We start from the raw sequence: 17,425 nt of genomic DNA on the forward strand, positions 1-17,425 counted from the left end.
CTGCGGCACCGCCGCGGTGATCACCCCGGTCGGCACGGTGAAGGGCGAGCAGGGCGGCTGGACGGTGGGCGACGGCGGTCCGGGCAAGCTCACAATGCGGCTGCGCGAGGAGCTGGTGGGCGTCCAGTACGGCACCCGCCCGGACCCGCACGGCTGGGTGCACAAGATCTGCTGAGCGGGCGCGGCGCCCGGCGGGGCCGTCCCCGCCGGGCCGCTGTTCAGTGCTTGCGATTCAGTGCTTGCGGACCAGGGTGAGCCCGTCGGCGATCGGCAGCAGGGTGCTGGTCACCCGCGGATCGTTGATCACCAGGTCGTTGAACTCGCGCATCGTGGCGGCCTCCCCGTCGGTGTAGTCGGCGACGCTGCCGTGCCGCAGGGTGTTGTCCACCAGGATCAGCCCGCCGGGCGCCAGCCGGGACATGATCTCCTGGTAGTAGCCGGGATAGCCCGCCTTGTCGGCGTCGACGAACGCCAGGTCGATCTGCGGGCGCACCGGGAACTCGCGCAGGGTCTCGGCGGCCGGGCCGATCCGCAGCTCGATCCGGTCGGCCACCCCGGCCTTCTCCCAGTACTTGCGGGCGACCGACGTCCACTCCTCGCTGACGTCGAAGCAGGTGAGCCGGCCGTCCTCCGGCAGCCCGCGGGCCAGGCAGATCGCCGAGTACCCGGTGAAGGTGCCGACCTCCACCACGTTGCGGGCCCCGCTGATCTGAGTGATCATCGTCAGGAAGGTGCCCTGCTCGCGGGAGATCTGCATGGTGGCGCCGTCCCCGGCGACGGTGCGGGTCTCCTCGGCCAGCTGCAGCAGCAGGTCGTCCGGGGCGGTGGTGTGCTCGACGATGTAGTTGGCGACATCGGTGTTGAGGAACGAGAAAGCCTTCATGGGCGCCATTCTGTCCCGGAGGCGGCCCCGCCGGGCCGGTGACGCGCCCGGGCGTCTCCGGCCGGGAGCAGACACGCCGGTCCGGATGATGAGATCGATGTGCCACATGGTGACCGGATGTGGCAGACTGCGGAGCACCATGTTCTACGGTCTGCTCATTATCAGCAGGCGCGCTGGCTGAACCGGGACACCGCCAGCGCGCAGACCTCTCACGTCCGTGAGGGGTCTTTTTGTTTGGGGGCCCGGCTCGCGGCCTCGGTGCGACAGGCGCGCGGCGACGAACGCCACCCCACTAGGAGACGAGAAACCATGGCCGACGACCGATTCCATGTGTACGACACGACCCTGCGGGACGGGGCGCAACAGGAGGGCCTGTCGCTCACCGTCGCCGACAAGCTCGCCGTCGCTCGGCACCTGGACGAGCTGGGCGTCGGCTTCATCGAGGGCGGCTGGCCCGGCGCCAACCCCAAGGACACCGAATTCTTCCGGCGGGCTCGGACCGAGCTCGACCTGAAGCACGCGCAGCTCGCCGCGTTCGGCGCGACCCGCCGAGCCGGAGTGCAGGCCGCCGACGACCCATTGGTGGCCGCGCTGCGCGAGTCCGGCGCGCCGGTCGTGACCCTTGTCGCCAAGAGTCACGACCGGCACGTCGAGCTGGCCCTGCGGACGACGCTCCAGGAGAACCTGGCGATGATCCGCGACACCGTCTCCCATCTGCGGGCGGAGGGACAGCGGGTCTTCCTGGACGCCGAGCACTTCTTCGACGGCTACAAGTCCAACCCGGCCTACGCGCTGGAGGTGCTGCGCACCGCCGCCGAGGCGGGCGCGTCGGTGGTCGCGCTGTGCGACACCAACGGCGGCATGCTGCCCGACGAGCTCGCCGACGTCGTGCACGAGGCGGCCGGCACCGGGGCCCGGGTCGGCATCCACTGCCACGACGACACCGGCTGCGCGGTGGCCAACTCGCTGGCGGCGGTGCGGGCCGGCGCCACCCACGTGCAGGGCTGCGCCAACGGCTACGGCGAGCGGTCCGGCAACGCCAACCTGTTCACCGTGGTCGCCAACCTCCAGCTGAAGCGCGGCTTCGACCTGGTGCCGGACGCGGCGCTGGCCGAGATGACCCGTATCGCGCACGCGATCACCGAGATCACCAACGTCACGCCCAACTCCCACCAGCCCTACGTCGGGGTCTCCGCCTTCGCCCACAAGGCCGGCCTGCACGCCAGCGCGATCAAGGTCGACCCCGACCTGTACCAGCACATCGACCCGGCCCAGGTCGGCAACGACATGCGGATGCTCGTCTCGGACATGGCCGGCCGCGCCTCGGTGGAGCTCAAGGGCCGGGAGCTCGGGTACGACCTGTCCGCCGAGCAGTCCCGCGAGCTGGTCGACCGGGTCAAGGACCTGGAGGCCAAGGGGCACACCTTCGAGGCGGCCGACGCCTCCTTCGAGCTGCTGCTGCGTGACACCGTCACCGGCGAACGGCCCCGGCACTTCACCGTGGAGTCGTGGCGGGTGATCGTCGAGCGGCCCGCCGGCGGCCAGGTGGTCAGCGAGGCCACCGTCAAGCTGTACGCCAAGGGTGAGCGCATCGTGGCCACCGGCGAGGGCAACGGCCCGGTGAACGCGCTGGACCGCGCCGTCCGGCTGGGGCTGGAACGGCTCTACCCCGAGCTCGCCTCGGTGGAGCTGACCGACTTCAAGGTCCGCATCCTGGAGGGCTCGCACGGCACCGGCGCGATCACCCGGGTGCTGATCACCTCCAGCGACGGGACCGGCGAGTGGGCCACCGTCGGGGTGGACGAGAACATCATCGAGGCCTCCTGGCAGGCCCTGGAGCAGGCGGTCACCTACGGCCTGCTGCGCGCCGGCCACACCCCCGACCGGGTGGCCGGCCCGTCCACCTGAGCGCGGAGCCGGCCCGGGACGGCCACCGGCGGTCCGGGCTTCCGGCGGCACCCCGGCGGCATGGGATGGCCGGACTCGGGCCGGTGGCGAGCCCGGGCCCGGCCCGCCGTCAGCGGCGGCGCGCGGTGACCAGGAGATACTCCCAGTCGAGCACGGTGGCCCCGCTGCCGCGGTCGTGGCGGCGGGCCAGCTCGGTCAGGTCCCGGTCCAGCGCGGCCACCCGCTCGGCGTCGCCGGCCAGGCCCCGGTAGGCGGCGACCGTCGGGCCGTAGTTGTTCTTGAAGAAGTCGCGGAAGCCGGCCGGGTCGGCGAACCGGTCCACGGTGACCGCCGCCCGGCGGGCGACCAGATCGGCCACCCCGTCGCCGAGCAGGTCGCGCACGTGCGCCTCGTCGCCCCACAGCGGCGGCGGCTGCGCGCCCGGCGGCGGCGCCGGCACGTACGGCCGCATCGCGGCGAACATCTGGCCGATGAAGCCCTGCGGCGTCCAGCTCAGCAGGCCGATCGTGCCGCCCGGGCGGCAGACCCGCACCAGTTCGGCCGCGGCGGCCCGGTGGTGTGGCGCGAACATCACCCCGACGCAGGACAGCACCACGTCGAACGCGCCGTCGGCGAACGGCAGCGCCTCGGCGTCGGCCTCCCGCCACTCGAGCGCCGCGCCGCGCCGGGCGGCCACGTCCCGGCCGGCCGCCAGCAGCTCCGGCGTCAGGTCGCAGGCCACCACGTCCGCGCCCGCCAGCGCCGCCGGGATCGCGGCGTTGCCCGTCCCGGCCGCCACGTCCAGCACCTTGTCGCCCGGCCGGACACCGCAGGCCGCCACCAGGGTGGCGCCCAGTTCCGGGATCACCTCGCCGGCCACCGCGGGGTAGTCGCCGAGTGCCCACATCGCCCGGTGCCGGGCCTTCAGCTCCCCGCCATCGATCTTGATCGTCATGCCGCCTCCCTCGTCCGCCGCCCCTGCCGGCGGCCTGGGAACGACGTTAGGAGCCGGTGGCCCCGGTACCTAGTACAGGATCTGTACCGTTACTCCCGCCGGCCGGATCCCGCCCCTAACCTGGGGGCATGGGCTCCTCGTACCACCAGTTCTGCCCGGTGGCCAAGGCGATGGAACTGCTCGACGAGCGGTGGACGCTGCTGATCGTCCGCGAGCTGGTGACCGGCTCGCAGCACTTCAACCAGCTGCGCCGCGGCCTGCCCCGGATGTCGCCGGCGCTGCTGTCCCGGCGGCTGCACCAGCTGGCCCGGGCCGGTGTCGTCGAGCGCCGCACCGAGGACGGCCACGTGCGGTACGTCCTCACCGAGGCCGGGCGCGAGCTGCGCCCGGTGGTCGAGGCGCTCGGTGCCTGGGGCACCCGCTGGATCGGCGAACTCGGTGACGAGGATCTCGACCCCAAGCTGCTGCTGTGGGACATGCACCGCAACGTCGACCACGCCGCCGTCCCCGCCGGGCGGACGGTGATCTACTTCCGCTTCCCCGGCGCGCCGGCCGGCCTGCGCGACTGGTGGCTCACCATCACCGGCGGGGACGCCGACGTGTGCGACGCCGATCCCGGCCACCCGGTGGACGTGACGGTGACCGCCGGGCTGCGCGCCCTGGTCGATGTGTGGCGCGGCGAGCTGACCTGGGACGACACCCTGCGGACCGGCGAGGTGCGGCTGGCGGGCCCCGAGCCGCTGCGCCGCGCGCTGCCCACCTGGTTCACCCTCCCCCCGTTCGCCGCCATCCCCCGCCCCGCCCACCGCCTCCCCGCCCGCCCCTGATCGCGAGTTCGGCGGCGTCGGCACGAGCGGCCGGTCAGGACAAGGAGCCGGGTCGGCGCGGGAAAGCGGTTCGCCGGCTCGCGACCATCGGATGCTGCAGCGCTTGGAGCGGAGGCCTGGTACCTTTGGGTACCGGAGGTGACTATGGCCGGCTCGAATGTGGCTCCGCTGAAGGTGGACGCGGAAACCGATCGCCTGATCTCTCATGGGGCACACTTCCTCCACGTGACGAAGAAGGAATTCGTGGCGCAGGCTGTACGTGTCTACCTGAAGATTCGGCAGGCTGAGTTGCACGCCGCCATGCAGGAGGCGATGGCACAGTTGGACGGCAGCCATGCCGCCCGGGTAGAGCTCGTCTCAGGGCTGACCAAGGAGCAGATAGCGGAGCTCGGCGGCGTGGAGGAAGGGTGAACCCCACTCGTCCTACCGTCCGTTGCCTGCGCGAAGATCTCGGGATCACCAAGCTGCCGCCCGCCCGCATGCCGTTGGACGAGATCGATCATCCGTTGATCCGGAAGGCGTCCGCCCAGTTCGCGGGGGACGGTTCTGGGGAGCGAATCGCCTCGGTGGACGATAACGTGCTGCTCAAGGTCAAGATTCAACGCTGGCGCGGAGCGGTGTGGCCGGACAACCGAGGGCCATGGCTGGTCGCCGCCGGGCGGAGAGAAGACGGCAGCCCTGATGATTTCTACGCGGTGCTCGCGGAACGTGGACGGCAGGCGCGCAAGGCTTACAACGGCTCGCACACCCGTACGCTGACCACTGACACCTACACCGATGGTCTCCTTCCCGGTCCACTCGACGAGGCCCGCCTTCGGCTCGAAGAGGCCGAGCGCCTCGTGGTCCGGATGGAGGTGTGCGTTCGCAGCCTGGTCGTCCAAGCTCTGCTGAGCGGTCGTGAGCAACGCGAGGATCTGTCCGGTTGCACGCTGGCCGTCCTGGTGCGTGCGGACGAGGGTCATGAAACCTATGTCGGGATCCGCATCATCGGCAGACTCGCCATCGCCGAACAGGCTGCAATCCTGGACGCCGTACCCGGCTGTGATCGTGACAGCTGGTATCCCGACGTCATGCCACATCGAGACCTGGAGTGGGGCGAGGTCGTCTGGTCCAACCTGATGGACCCTGTCGCCGCTGCCACCCTCCTGGCCGAGCCTTCGCCGGAGTGAGCCTGTGACGTCAGCCGCACCGATCTCCGCCACATCACAAGTTGCCGGACGCGGATGATCGTGCCGACCGGCCCTCCGGTGACGCCGCCCTATGCCGAGCCCATGTGGCAATAATAAGTCCGCCTATTATAGCTGGACTTATTATTGCCCCGGGGCAGCCGGCGTTGCCGCCGGTCAGGACAGGGTGCCGGTGGGGGTGGCGCGGAAGGTGGTCCGGCCGTCGGAGGTGCCGACGGTGACCTTCCCGCCGGCACAGCTCACCTGAGGGTCGCCGGTGCCGGGGACCACCACGGTGAGCAGCGACCCGGCGGCCGGGGAGACGATCACCGAGGCCGGCACCTTGCGCATATACGAGGGGGAGATCCACCCCTGGTAGGGGTTCGTCGCGCCGCGCACCACCGACTGGCCGGACACCGGCCGGCAGGACGGCATGGCGAGCTGCACGACCGTGGCCTGCCAGCCCGCCTTGTCCTTCACCACGATCCGCCCGCCGGAGGTGGACACCGGCGTCAGCGCCGGGTCCAGGTGCCAGTAGGAGCGCGCCTTCGCGCCGGACGGCACGGTGTCCAGCACGGCCAGCACGTCCTGGCCGTGGTTGACCAGCACCGACCGGGTGCGGGTGACGCCGTAGGCCTTGTCGGTGAGCCGGTAGGACTGCCGGTCCTCGCCGAGCGACGAGGCGGCCAGCGTGGTGGCGGTGCGCGGGCGCAGCGGCCGGCCCTGCACCACCGGCACGTTGTGCGCCTCGGGGGTGACCGTCCAGTAGCGGTAGGCGTTGCGCTCGTAGGAGTGGAAGCCCGCCTCGACCAGCACGTCCCGGCCCTGGGCGTAGTAGGTCACGCCCAGGTGGTCCTCGTGGCCGTGGTGCTTCCTGCCCGGCCCGAACCTGATCGAGTAGTACGCCGACTTCGGGTCGTCCCAGGCGGTGCGGCCGAAGGCGTAGCCGGCCCGGAACACCTGCACCGTCTTCGACGGGCGCTCGTGGTCCCCGGGCCGGACGTCGGCGCCGCCGTCGCCGATCGGCACCATGAACCCGCTGGGCCGGGTGGCGTGCGCGATGTACGACTCCAGCGACTTCCACCGCCTGGTGATCTCCGCGGGCACCGCGCGGCGGCAGTCCTTGATCGACTCCATGGCGACCTTGAGCCGCTCGTGGACGTACATGCCGTACCGGGGGGCCTGCTCCTGCAGGGCGCCCTGGGCGTCGACGTCCAGCTTGACGGTGCCGGTCATCCGCCGCACGGCCAGGCCGGCCCACTCGTCGTGCCCGGTGCGGCAGCCGATGCGCAGCAGCGCGATGTCCTGGTCCAGCCCGTGGTTATGACCCTTCTCGTACAGCTTGGGGTCGGCGAGCACCCGGGCGTGCGCCACCATGGCGCCGCTGAGCCAGCCGGCCGACACGTGCCGGCTCAGGCACACCAGCACCGGGGCGCGCAGCGCGACGGGGTGCTCCTCCCAGGCGTACCGGCTGGTCCGCGCCCCGCCGCGCGGGTTGCTCTCCACCCAGTCGCGGATCACCTCGGTGGCCCGGTCCAGGTAGCGCCGCTCGCCGGACAGCTCGTAGTCGGCGACCAGCCGGCCGGCCCAGCGCAGCGAGGAGAACACCATGTCCCAGGAGCGGTTCTTGTACGGGCTCCGGTTCCAGTCGATCCGCTTGCCGATCTTCACCGGCGGCAGGTCGAGGAACTGCACCTCGCCGGACATGACCTGCTCGGAGGTGGGGGTGGCCGGCAGCCAGTCGCCCTGGCACTCGGCGGTGCGCTTGGCGGCGGACGCGCTGCGGGCGGTGGCCGGCGCGGCCGGGGCGAACGCGCCCGCGATCAGCAGCGCGGAGGCGAGAAGTCCGAGGGCACGGGTGCGGCGGCGCACGGCGGTTCCTTCACCAGGGGAGCGGGGGGCGGATCATACTCAGCAAATCCCATCAAAATGGTCAAGCCGGCCAAGCCGCATCCGGTAGATCGTTAGCAACCAGATGCCGATCTCCCAAGATCCCCCCAGCGAACCTCCACGCGGGCGGGACTCAGTCGCGGTGGCCGGTGTGCTGCACGACCTCGAAGCTCCACAGCTCCGCGCCGGTGGCCGCCGGACCGCCCTGCCCATGCCCGTGCCCCTGGGCGGCGCCATGGCCGTGTCCCTGAGGTCCCTGAGGTCCCTGAGCCGGCGCCTCGGCGTGCCCGTGCCCCTGGGCGGCGTCGGCGGCCGCCCGGGCGTGCCCGGCCTGGAAGGCCGCGCTGCGCTGCCAGGCCAGGAAGTCCTCCTCCGAGCGCCAGCGCGTGTAGACCAGGTAGCGGTCGGTGCCGTCCACCGGCCGCAGCAGCTCGAACCACTCGAAGCCGTCCGCCGACTCCACCATGCCCGCCCGGCCGGCGAACCGGCGCTCCATCTCCTCGCGCATCCCGGCCGGGACGGTCAGCACGTTGATCTTCACAACGGACATGTCGCTCCTCGTCAGCGTCTGCGGGCGGGCCGCCGGCCCGGGTACCAGACACCCTATGGCGGCCGGACCCCGGGCCGGCGGGCGGCGCCCCGCCGGTTGGCGTGGCCGGTTTCCGGGCGGCACTAGCCTTGGGGGGTGCGTATCGCAAGGTTCTCCACAGGTGAAGGCGTCGCGTTCGGCGTGGTCGAGGGCGCGCAGGGCGAGGAGTTCGTCTCCCGGATCGCCGGGCACCCGTTCGGCGCGGTGCAGTTCACCGGCGAGCGCTACCCGCTGGCCGAGGTGCGCCTGGTGACGCCCATGCTGCCCAGCAAGGTCGTCGCGGTCGGGCGCAATTACGCCGCGCACGCCGCGGAGCTGGGCAACGAGGTCCCCGAGCAGCCGCTGATCTTCCTCAAGCCGTCCACCTCGGTGATCGGCCCCGGTGAGGCCATCGCCTACCCGCACAAGCTCACCGAGCGGGTCGACTATGAGGGCGAGCTGGCCGTCGTGATCGGGCGGCTGTGCCGGGAGGTCCCGGCCGAGCGGGCGCACGAGGTGATCTTCGGCTACACCTGCGCGAACGACGTCACCGCGCGCGACCTGCAGCAGGCCGACGGGCAGTGGACCCGGGCCAAGGGCTTCGACACCTTCTGCCCGCTCGGCCCGTGGATCCAGACCGAGCTCGACCCGGCGGACCTGGCGATCACCACCACCGTCAACGGCGAGCTGCGGCAGACCGCGCGCACCTCCCAGCTCGTGCACGGCATTCCCCAGCTCATCGCGCACATCACCGACGTGATGACCCTCATCCCCGGCGACGTCATCCTCACCGGCACGCCGGAGGGGGTCGGCCCGCTCGCCGACGGCGACGAGGTCAGCGTCGGCATCGAAGGCATCGGCACTCTGACCAACCGGGTGGTTCCCCGTGACTGATCGAAACGGCTCGGCCGGACCGGCGCTGCGGGTGCGGTTCGCGCCCTCGCCCACCGGCATGTTCCACGTCGGCGGCGCCCGCTCCGCCCTGTTCAACTGGGCGCTGGCCGAGCAGGCCGGCGGCCGGTTCGTGCTGCGCATCGAGGACACCGACGCAGCGCGCAACCGGCCGGAGTGGACCGAGGGCATCATCTCCGCCCTGGCCTGGATCGGCGTCAACGGCGACTCCCCGGTCTTCGAGGGGCCCTACTTCCAGTCGGCGTACGAGGAGCAGCACCGTGCCGCCGTCACCAGGCTGCTGGCCGCCGGCCGCGCCTACCACTGCACCTGCACCCGGGACGACGTCAAGGCGCGCACCGGCTCCCAGCACCAGGGGTACGACGGCCACTGCCGCGAGCGCGGCCTGACCGAGGGCGCGGTCCGCTACCGCACCCCCGACCAGGGCGTGACCGTGGTGGACGACCTGGTGCGCGGCCGGGTGGAGTTCCCCAACGACGCCATCGAGGACTTCGTCGTCGCCCGCGGCGACGGCTCCCCGCTGTTCGTGCTGGCCAACGTGGTCGACGACATCGAGATGCGCATCACCCACGTGGTGCGCGCCGAGGAGCACCTGTCCAACACCCCCAAGCAGCAGCTGCTGTGGGAGGCGCTGGGCGTCGCGCCGCCGGTCTGGGCGCACATCCCGGTCATCGTCAACGAGAAGCGGCAGAAGCTCTCCAAGCGCCGGGACAAGGTGGCGCTGGAGTCCTACCGGGACGAGGGCTACCTGCCCGAGGCGATGGTCAACTACCTGATGCTGCTCGGCTGGGGGCCGGGTGACGACCGCGAGATCATGCCGTGGTCGGAGATGATGCCGCTGTTCCGGCTCGCCGACGTGAACCCCTCGCCGGCGTTCTTCGACGAGAAGAAGCTGCGGGCGTTCAACGGCGAGTACATCCGGGCGCTGCCGGCGGAGGTGTTCGCCGCCCGGTGCGAGCCGTGGCTGGAGCCGGACTGGAGCCGGGAGATCTTCGCCAGGGTGGCGCCGCTGGCCCAGACGCGCATCGCGGTGCTGTCGGAGATCCGGGCCAACGTCGACTTCCTGTTCCTCGACGAGCCGGTCTTCGACCAGCCGAGCTGGGACAAGGCGATGAAACCGGGCGCCGAGGCCATCCTGGCCGGTTACCTGGCCCGGCTGGAGACCGTCTCCTTCGATCCGGAGTCGCTGAAGGAGGCCCTCACGGAGGTCGGCGCCGAGCACGGCCTGAAGCTCGGCAAGGCGCAGGCCCCGGTCCGGGTCGCGATCACCGGCCGTACCGTCGGGCTGCCGCTGTTCGAGTCGATCGAGGCGCTCGGCCGCGAGCGGGCCGTCGACCGGCTGCGCGCCGCCCTCGGCCGGCTGGCGGCCGCGCCCGCACCCACCGGCTGACCGGACGCGTCCGCCCGGAACTCACGGGCCGACCGGACGCGTCCGCCCGGCGCGCCCCGGCCCGGCCGGGTCGCGCCGGTGATCAGAGCAGGCCGCGGCGCTCCAGCAGCGGCTCGATGCGCGGGTCGCGGCCGCGGAACGCCCGGAAGGCCTCCATCGGCGGCAGCGAGCCGCCCCGCGACAGCAGGGCGCGGCGGAAGATGTCCCCGTTCTCCCGGGTCAGGCCGCCGTTCTCCTTGAACCACTCCACGGTGTCGGCGTCCAGCACTTCGCTCCAGATGTAGGAGTAGTAGCCCGCGCTGTAGCCGCCCGCCCAGATGTGCGCGAAGTAGGTGCTGCGGTAGCGCGGGGGCACCAGTGGCAGGTCCACGTTCGCCGCGCGCAGCGCCCGCCGCTCGAACTCCTCGGCGTCCTGCGGGTCCTGCTCGAAGGTGTGCCAGGCCCAGTCGAGCAGGGTGGCGGCCAGGTACTCCACGGTGGCGTGTCCCTGGTTGAACTTCCGCGCCTCCAGCATCCGCTCCAGCAGGTCGCCGGGCATCGGCTCGCCGGTCTGGTGGTGGCGGGCGTAGTTCGCCAGCACCGACGGCCAGACCGCCCACATCTCGTTGACCTGGGAGGGGTACTCCACGAAGTCGCGCGGCACCGCGGTGCCGGAGAAGCGCGGGTAGCCGACGTCGGAGAACAGGCCGTGCAGCGCGTGCCCGAACTCGTGGAACATGGTGACGACCTCCTCGAAGGTCATCAACGTGGGCTGCCCGGCCGGCGGCTTGGCGATGTTGAGGTTGTTGACCACGACCGGCCGGGTGCCCTCCAGCGCGGACTGCCGCACCAGGCTGTTCATCCAGGCGCCGCCACGCTTGGACTCGCGGGCGTAGAAGTCGCCGAGGAACAACCCGAGCGGCGAGCCGTCCTCGTCGAACACCTCGAAGACCCGCGCGTCGGGGTGGTGGCCGGTCAGGTCGGGGCGTTCGGTGAAGGAGATCCCGTACAGCTCGTGCGCGGCGTGGAAGACCCCGTCGCGCAGCACCCGGTCCAGCTCGAAGTACGGGCGCATCTGCCGGCCGTCGACCTGGTGGCGGGCCGCGCGCACCTTCTCGGCGTAGAACGACCAGTCCCAGGCGGCGATCTCGAACCCGGCCTCCTCGCGCAGCTCGTCGGCCTCCCGGTGCGCGTTGGCCACCGCCGCGGGCACCAGCTTGCCGAGCATCTCGGTGACCGCGCGGGTGTCCGGCGCGGTCTGGTCGGCCACGACGTACTCGGCGTGGTCGGCGTAGCCGAGCAGCCGGGCCCGCTCGGCACGCAGCCGCGCCATCCGCACCACGAGCTCGGAGTTGTCCGGCAGGCCGCGCCCGATCGACGCCCGGTGCACCTGCTCGCGCAGGTCCCGGTCGGCCAGCTCGGCCAGCACCGGCTGCCCGGTGGGCAGCACCAGCGACAGGACGTGACCGCCGGGCAGCCCGCGGGCGCGGGCGGTCTCGGCGGCGGCCCGGATCGCGTCCTCCGACAGGCCGGCCAGCCGCGCCTCGTCGTCGACCACGACGGCCGACGCGTTGGTGTGCGCGAGCAGGTTCTGCTCGAAGCGGGTGGCGAGCGTGGACAGTTCCTCGTTGACGGCCTTCAGCCGCTCCTGGTCCCGCGGCGCCAGCTCGGCGCCGGCCCGGACGAAGTCGGTGACGTACCGCTCCAGCAGCCACCGCTGCTCGGCGGACAACCCGCCGGCGGGCACCGCCCGGATCCGGGCGAACAGCCGCCCGTTCAGGTGGATCGCGTCGTGGTGCTGGGCCAGCCGCGGGGTGACCTCCTGCTGGATCCGCTGCACCTCGGGGTTGGTGTGCGAGGACGCCTGGTTGAAGAAGACCGTGCTGACCCGGTCCAGCAGCTCTCCGGAACGCTCGAGGGCCACCACGGTGTTGTCGAACGTGGCCGGCTCGGGGGCGCCGGCGATGGCCTCGACCTCGGCGAGCTGCTCGGCCATGCCCCGCTCGAAGGCCGGCAGGTAGTGCTCCTCCCGGATGTCGGCGAACGGTGGCAGCCGGTAGGGCAGGGGGCTCGGGGCGAAGAAGGGGTTCTCGGTCAACGCTCGGGCTCCTCACGTGGCGAAGGTTCTCGTCAGCAGCGTTACACAGCGCGCCGCCATGAGCACGCCCCGGGCGGCCGCCAGGCCGCCGCCGGGCGGCGCGGGGGGCCGGCCGGTCCGGCGCGCGCACCGGCCGCCACCAGGCCGGATCGGGCGTCCGGCCAATCGTTTTGGTCTTGGCCGCCAAGCTGGGCTATTCTTTCGGAGGTCGCAAGCGAGCCCGCAGGCAGGGGTCGCGAGCAATGGGGTATGGGGTAATTGGCAGCCCGGCTGATTCTGGTTCAGCTAGTCTAGGTTCGAGTCCTGGTACCCCAGCAGGGTTCCTGCGCGTGCGCCTATGTCCGACGAGGGCATAGGCGTTTTTCGCGTTCATCCGGCCGGCGCGGGTGCCCGGGTCGGCCGCAGGGCGCGGGCGATCTGGTTTTGCCGCACTCTGGGGGTGCGGTAGAGTTACGCCCGTTGCCGAGACGCCCCCCGGGGCGGCCCGCCGGCCCGGAACCCGGGCCAGGCAGCAGCTCGGTCCCGTCGTCTAGTGGCCTAGGACGCCGCCCTCTCAAGGCGGTAACGCCGGTTCGAATCCGGTCGGGACTACCACGGTCGCCTGGTACGGCACCGTGATCATCCACCTGGCTCCGTCGTCTAGTGGCCTAGGACGCCGCCCTCTCAAGGCGGTAGCGCCGGTTCGAATCCGGTCGGGGCTACCACAGGTCGATGAAAACCCCCGGAAGCGTGCTTCCGGGGGTTTTCGCGTTCGCCGGCCCGCGGCCGCCGTGTCGCGTTCCCGGTGCCGGGCCGCCGGTGGGGCGGCCCGGCACCGGGGTCAGCGGGCGGCCGGGGCGCCCGCGGAGCGGGCCTTGAACAGCGCGCGCTTGGCGGCCTTGGCCACCTGGCGGTCGGGGTGCGACTCGGTGATCAGCTCCAGCAGGTCCGCCACGTTCGGATGCGGCACCTTCCAGATCACCTCCAGCAGGTTGGTGAGCACCGGGGTGGGCCCTATGTCGTGCAGGCTGCTGACGAACTCCGGCGTGCCGAGCCCCGCGGAGATGGTCCACATGTCGAGGATGAGCCAGTGCGTGTCGGCCTGGCTGGGCTCCGGGGCGTCCTCGACGCCGAGCTGGGCCAGGTGGGTGGCGGCGTACGGGCGCAGCGAGGGTTCCTCCAGCGCCCGCCGCCAGGCCGGGACGGCGACCGGGCCCAGCGTGCCGACCAGGCTGGCGGCCTGGACGCGGATGAGCGCGTCGGCCTCGTCCTCCGCGGCGGCCGCCAGCAGCTCCTCGGCGGCGGTGGCCGGCTCGCGGCGCTGCATCCAGGCGGCGAACTCCGCGTCGGCCTCCTCCTCGGGCAGGTCGGCGCTGAGCGACAGCAGGTCCAGGGCGGTCATCGCCTCGATGGCCGGCCGGGCGTCCACCTCGACGTCGTCGTCGTCCAGCAGGTGCACGACGCCCTCGGTGCCGAGCGCGGTGAGGCGGATCGCCTCGCCCTCGACGGTGACCATGCCGTAGCCGGCCAGCCAGCTCACGCAGGAGGCGAGCGGGTCGTCCAGCTCGGCCCAGGCGGACGGGCCCAGGTCGTCGTACTCGGCGGCGGCCTCGGCCAGCTCGGCGCGCAGCTCGGGCAGCGAGCGCTCGCCGCCGGCGACCAGCAACCGGATCAGCAGCGCGCGGGTGAGGCCGGACAGGGCCAGGGTGAGGTCGTCGTCGTCCAGCTCTGGATCGCCGTAGTCGACCGAGTGCAGCCCCAGCATCCACAGGTCAAGGACGTCGTCGTCGTTCTCGAACGGCCAGGCGGCGGTGTCCTCGTCGACGCTGACGGTGTCCTCGCCGTCGGGGGTGAGGAACTCCAGGTCGACGGCCAGGTTCCACAGGTTCCACAACGCGGGCACCGACTGGGCCAGCGGCGTGCCGGACGGCTCGGGCAGGCCGGTGACCGCGAGCGCCTCGCGGATCTCGTCGTCACCGAGGAGGGTCTCCTCGCCGACCTTGCGGGACTCGCCGACCCACAGGGCCAGCGCGGCGGCGGTGCGGATCAGCGGCACCTCGCGGACGGCCGCGGCCAGCTCGGCGTCCGGCCGCAGCCGGATGGTGGGCAGCTCGGCCAGCTCGTCGGCGAACGGCTCGAAGTCGCCGAGCCCTTCGACCTCCTCCTCGTCGAGGTCCTCGTCGTCCTCCTCGTCCCACTCGCGCTCGCCGGCGGCCTCCTCCATGGCCTCCACGAAGTCGTCCTCGACGGCGTCGAGCTCCTCCAGCAGGTCGGTGAGCGAGTCGGAGCCGGCGGCCAGCCGGCCGGTGCCGGCCAGGAAGGTGAGGTAGGCGCGCACCGCCGGCACCATGCCGTCGGCCGCGGCCTCCGGGTCCTCGGCCACCTGCGGCATGCGGTCGACCAGCACCCGCCGCAGGTCGGCGCGCTTCCAGACGCGCGCGTCGTCCCGAGCGACCAGCCGGTGCCAGAGCGCGACGGAGCCCACCAGGTCGGGATCGGCGTCCGGCGCGTTGCCGGGCGCCCAGAGAATGAACTCTTGAAGGAGGGGACGCAGCTCCGCCGCCGCCGCCTCGATGCGATCTGTCACTCCGCCAGGCTAGTGCTTGGCGGCGGCCGTCTCTAATCACTTGATGCGGCTCGCCGCCGCCCGGCCGGTGATCAGTTGGCCCGGCGCATGGCCTCGGTGATCCGCTCGGCGGCGGCCACGACCGGGGCGGCGTGCATCCGCCCGGGGGTGCGGGTCAGCCGCTCGATCGGCCCGGAGACCGACACCGCCGCGATGACCTTTCCGCCGGACCCGCGGATCGGGGCCGAGACGCTGGCCACGCCCTGCTCGCGCTCGCCGACGCTGTGGGCCCAGCTGCGCCGGCGCACGCTCGCCAGGGTGGCGGCGGTGAACTTGGCGCCGCGCAGGCCGCGGTGCAGCCGGTCGGGCTCCTCCCAGGCGAGCAGCACCTGGGCCGCCGAGCCGGCGGTCATCGGCAGCGAGGACCCGACCGGTACGGTGTCGCGCAGGCCGCTGGCCCGCTCGGCGGCGGCGACGCAGACCCGCTCGTCGCCCTGCCGGCGGTACAGCTGCGCGCTCTCGCCGGTGATGTCGCGCAGGTGCACCAGCACCGGGGACGCCACGGCCAGCAGTCGGTCCTCGCCGGCCGCGGTGGACAACTCCGACAGCCGCGGGCCGAGGATGAAGCGTCCCTGCGTGTCGCGGGAGACGATCCGGTGGTGTTCCAGGGCGACCGCCAGCCGGTGGGCGGTCGGCCGGGCCAGGCCGGTGGCCTGGACCAGCTGGGCCAGGGAGGCCGGGCCCGCCTCGAGGGCGTTGAGCACGAGGACGGCCTTGTCGAGTACGCCGACTCCGCTAGAGTTGTCCATACGTCGATACTGACGTCTCGCTATCCGAGATGCAACTGGCATCTCCCGCCGGGGCGGATAGGCTGTCCATATCCCGAAATTATCGTCTTATCATACGAGACATCGGGGGATGTAACGCAAGGAGGCGTTCACACATGGGTCGCACACTGGCCGAGAAGGTATGGGAACAGCACGTCGTCCGGCGGGCCGACGGGGAGCCCGACCTGCTGTACATCGACCTCCACCTCGTGCACGAGGTGACCAGCCCGCAGGCGTTCGACGGCCTGCGCATGGCCGGGCGCAAGGTGCGGCGGCCCGACCTGACCATCGCCACCGAGGACCACAACGTGCCCACGGTGCTCGGCCCGATCGCCGACCCGGTGTCCAAGGCGCAGGTCGAGACGCTGCGCAAGAACGCCGCAGAGTTCGGCGTCCGGCTGCACCCGATGGGCGACGCCGGCCAGGGCGTGGTGCACATCATCGGCCCGCAGTTCGGCCTCACCCAGCCCGGCATGACGATCGTCTGCGGCGACTCGCACACCTCCACGCACGGCGCGTTCGGCGCCCTGGCGTTCGGCATCGGCACCTCCGAGGTGGAGCACGTGCTGGCCACCCAGACGCTGCCGGCCTACCGGCCGAAGACCATGGCCATCGAGGTCTCCGGCGAGCTGCCCTACGGCGTCACCGCCAAGGACCTGATCCTCGCCGTGATCGCCAAGATCGGCACCGGTGGCGGCCAGGGACACGTCGTGGAGTACCGCGGCGCCGCGGTCCGCGCGCTGTCCATGGAGGGCCGGATGACGGTCTGCAACATGTCGATCGAGGCCGGCGCCCGGGCCGGCATGATCGCGCCGGACGAGACGACGTTCGCCTACCTCCAGGGCCGCCCGCACGCCCCCTCCGGCGCCGACTGGGACGCCGCGGTGGAGTACTGGCGCTCGCTGCGCACCGACGACGACGCGGTCTTCGACACGGTGGTCGAGATCGACGCCTCGGCGCTCACGCCGTTCGTCACCTGGGGCACCAACCCGGGGCAGGGCGCGCCGCTGGACGCCGTGGTGCCCGAGCCGGACGACACCCCCGACCCGGCGGCGGCCCGCCGCGCGCTGGAGTACATGGGCCTGCGCGCCGGCACCCCGCTGCGCGAGGTCGAGGTGGACACCGTGTTCGTGGGGTCGTGCACCAACGGCCGGCTGGAGGACCTGCGCGCGGCGGCCGAGGTGCTGCGCGGGCGCACGGTCCGCACCCGCACGCTCATCGTCCCCGGTTCCATGCAGGTGCGGGCCGAGGCGGAGGCCGAGGGCCTGCACGAGGTGTTCCAGGCGGCGGGAGCCGAGTGGCGCCAGGCCGGCTGCTCGATGTGCCTGGGCATGAACCCCGACACCCTCGCGCCGGGCGAGCGCAGCGCCTCCACCTCCAACCGCAACTTCGAGGGCCGCCAGGGCAAGGGCGGGCGCACCCACCTGGTGTCTCCGGCGGTCGCCGCCGCCACCGCCGTCACCGGCCGTCTCACCGCGCCCGCCGACCTGTAAGGAGC

Annotated in this window: 14 protein-coding genes, 3 tRNA genes and 1 pseudogene; 11 read left to right on the forward strand and 7 right to left on the reverse strand. The window is 72.4% G+C overall.

The genetic code is table 11. From position 1 onward, the window contains the following. A pseudogene (locus tag Sru01_RS35380) lies at positions 1–175 on the forward strand (branched chain amino acid aminotransferase); the annotation flags it as partial. A gap of 57 nt (positions 176–232) precedes the next feature. Here Sru01_RS35380 and Sru01_RS07340 read toward each other — a convergent pair. After that, positions 233–883, reverse strand: coding sequence for an O-methyltransferase (locus Sru01_RS07340; protein WP_239137072.1), 651 nt, complete (start codon positions 881–883; stop codon positions 233–235). Between the two features lie 309 nt (positions 884–1,192). On the opposite strand from Sru01_RS07340, the gene cimA reads away from it, so the two are divergent. Further along, the gene (cimA, locus tag Sru01_RS07345) at positions 1,193–2,791 is read left to right on the forward strand and encodes a citramalate synthase (protein ID WP_203983124.1); all 1,599 of its coding nucleotides are present in this window, start codon (positions 1,193–1,195) and stop codon (positions 2,789–2,791) included. A 109-nt stretch (positions 2,792–2,900) separates the two neighbouring features. On the opposite strand, the gene Sru01_RS07350 is transcribed toward cimA, so the two are convergent. Further along, complete coding sequence (locus Sru01_RS07350; protein WP_203983125.1) at positions 2,901–3,725, reverse strand: class I SAM-dependent methyltransferase; 825 nt, start codon at positions 3,723–3,725, stop codon at positions 2,901–2,903. 128 nt (positions 3,726–3,853) lie between these two features. Between Sru01_RS07350 and Sru01_RS07355 the strand changes: the two genes are divergently transcribed. The 3 genes from Sru01_RS07355 (at position 3,854) to Sru01_RS07365 (ending at position 5,721) form a co-directional block, all read left to right on the forward strand. Continuing rightward, positions 3,854–4,552: a winged helix-turn-helix transcriptional regulator gene (locus tag Sru01_RS07355; protein WP_203983126.1), complete on the forward strand. Its 699-nt coding sequence runs from the start codon at positions 3,854–3,856 to the stop codon at positions 4,550–4,552. Between the two features lie 144 nt (positions 4,553–4,696). Beyond that, positions 4,697–4,963 (forward strand): hypothetical protein, encoded by a 267-nt coding sequence (locus Sru01_RS07360; protein WP_203983127.1) that lies wholly within the window; start codon positions 4,697–4,699, stop codon positions 4,961–4,963. Beyond that, complete coding sequence (locus Sru01_RS07365) at positions 4,960–5,721, forward strand: hypothetical protein (protein ID WP_203983128.1); 762 nt, start codon at positions 4,960–4,962, stop codon at positions 5,719–5,721. Before Sru01_RS07360 ends, Sru01_RS07365 begins: the two co-directional genes overlap by 4 nt. Positions 5,722–5,895: 174 nt before the next feature. Here Sru01_RS07365 and Sru01_RS07370 read toward each other — a convergent pair whose 3' ends face one another. Both Sru01_RS07370 and Sru01_RS07375 read right to left on the reverse strand, forming a co-directional pair. Beyond that, positions 5,896–7,590, reverse strand: a complete 1,695-nt coding sequence (locus Sru01_RS07370; protein ID WP_203983129.1) for a heparinase II/III domain-containing protein — start codon at positions 7,588–7,590, stop codon at positions 5,896–5,898. A gap of 151 nt (positions 7,591–7,741) precedes the next feature. Then, the gene (locus Sru01_RS07375) at positions 7,742–8,158 is read right to left on the reverse strand and encodes an antibiotic biosynthesis monooxygenase family protein (RefSeq protein ID WP_203983130.1); all 417 of its coding nucleotides are present in this window, start codon (positions 8,156–8,158) and stop codon (positions 7,742–7,744) included. A gap of 135 nt (positions 8,159–8,293) precedes the next feature. Between Sru01_RS07375 and Sru01_RS07380 the strand changes: the two genes are divergently transcribed. Both Sru01_RS07380 and gltX read left to right on the forward strand, forming a co-directional pair. Beyond that, the gene (locus Sru01_RS07380; protein ID WP_203983131.1) at positions 8,294–9,070 is read left to right on the forward strand and encodes a fumarylacetoacetate hydrolase family protein; all 777 of its coding nucleotides are present in this window, start codon (positions 8,294–8,296) and stop codon (positions 9,068–9,070) included. 31 nt (positions 9,071–9,101) lie between these two features. After that, positions 9,102–10,478: a glutamate--tRNA ligase gene (gene gltX, locus Sru01_RS07385; protein ID WP_203983168.1), complete on the forward strand. Its 1,377-nt coding sequence runs from the start codon at positions 9,102–9,104 to the stop codon at positions 10,476–10,478. A gap of 82 nt (positions 10,479–10,560) precedes the next feature. Here the strand turns inward: gltX and Sru01_RS07390 are convergent, their stop codons facing one another. Beyond that, the gene (locus tag Sru01_RS07390; RefSeq protein ID WP_203983132.1) at positions 10,561–12,555 is read right to left on the reverse strand and encodes a M3 family metallopeptidase; all 1,995 of its coding nucleotides are present in this window, start codon (positions 12,553–12,555) and stop codon (positions 10,561–10,563) included. Positions 12,556–12,798: 243 nt separating this feature from the next. Here Sru01_RS07390 and Sru01_RS07395 point away from each other — a divergent pair. The 3 genes from Sru01_RS07395 to Sru01_RS07405 all read left to right on the forward strand — a co-directional run bounded on the left by Sru01_RS07395 (position 12,799) and on the right by Sru01_RS07405 (position 13,259). Next, positions 12,799–12,870, forward strand: a tRNA-Gln gene (locus Sru01_RS07395). A 203-nt stretch (positions 12,871–13,073) separates the two neighbouring features. Beyond that, a tRNA-Glu gene (locus Sru01_RS07400) sits at positions 13,074–13,149 on the forward strand. Positions 13,150–13,183: 34 nt separating this feature from the next. Then, positions 13,184–13,259, forward strand: a tRNA-Glu gene (locus tag Sru01_RS07405). A 116-nt stretch (positions 13,260–13,375) separates the two neighbouring features. Here the strand turns inward: Sru01_RS07405 and Sru01_RS07410 are convergent. Both Sru01_RS07410 and Sru01_RS07415 read right to left on the reverse strand, forming a co-directional pair. Further along, a complete protein-coding gene (locus tag Sru01_RS07410; RefSeq protein ID WP_203983133.1) occupies positions 13,376–15,121 on the reverse strand; it encodes a hypothetical protein in 1,746 nt (581 codons plus the stop codon). A 71-nt stretch (positions 15,122–15,192) separates the two neighbouring features. Further along, on the reverse strand, positions 15,193–15,909 hold the full coding sequence (locus tag Sru01_RS07415) for an IclR family transcriptional regulator (protein ID WP_203983134.1): 717 nt from the start codon (positions 15,907–15,909) through the stop codon (positions 15,193–15,195). A gap of 134 nt (positions 15,910–16,043) precedes the next feature. On the opposite strand from Sru01_RS07415, the gene leuC reads away from it, so the two are divergent. Continuing rightward, a complete protein-coding gene (gene leuC / locus Sru01_RS07420; protein ID WP_203983135.1) occupies positions 16,044–17,420 on the forward strand; it encodes a 3-isopropylmalate dehydratase large subunit in 1,377 nt (458 codons plus the stop codon). The last annotated feature ends 5 nt before the right edge of the window (positions 17,421–17,425 follow it).

This window comes from Sphaerisporangium rufum (assembly GCF_016863395.1).
In the GTDB taxonomy this organism is placed as follows: domain Bacteria; phylum Actinomycetota; class Actinomycetes; order Streptosporangiales; family Streptosporangiaceae; genus Sphaerisporangium; species Sphaerisporangium rufum.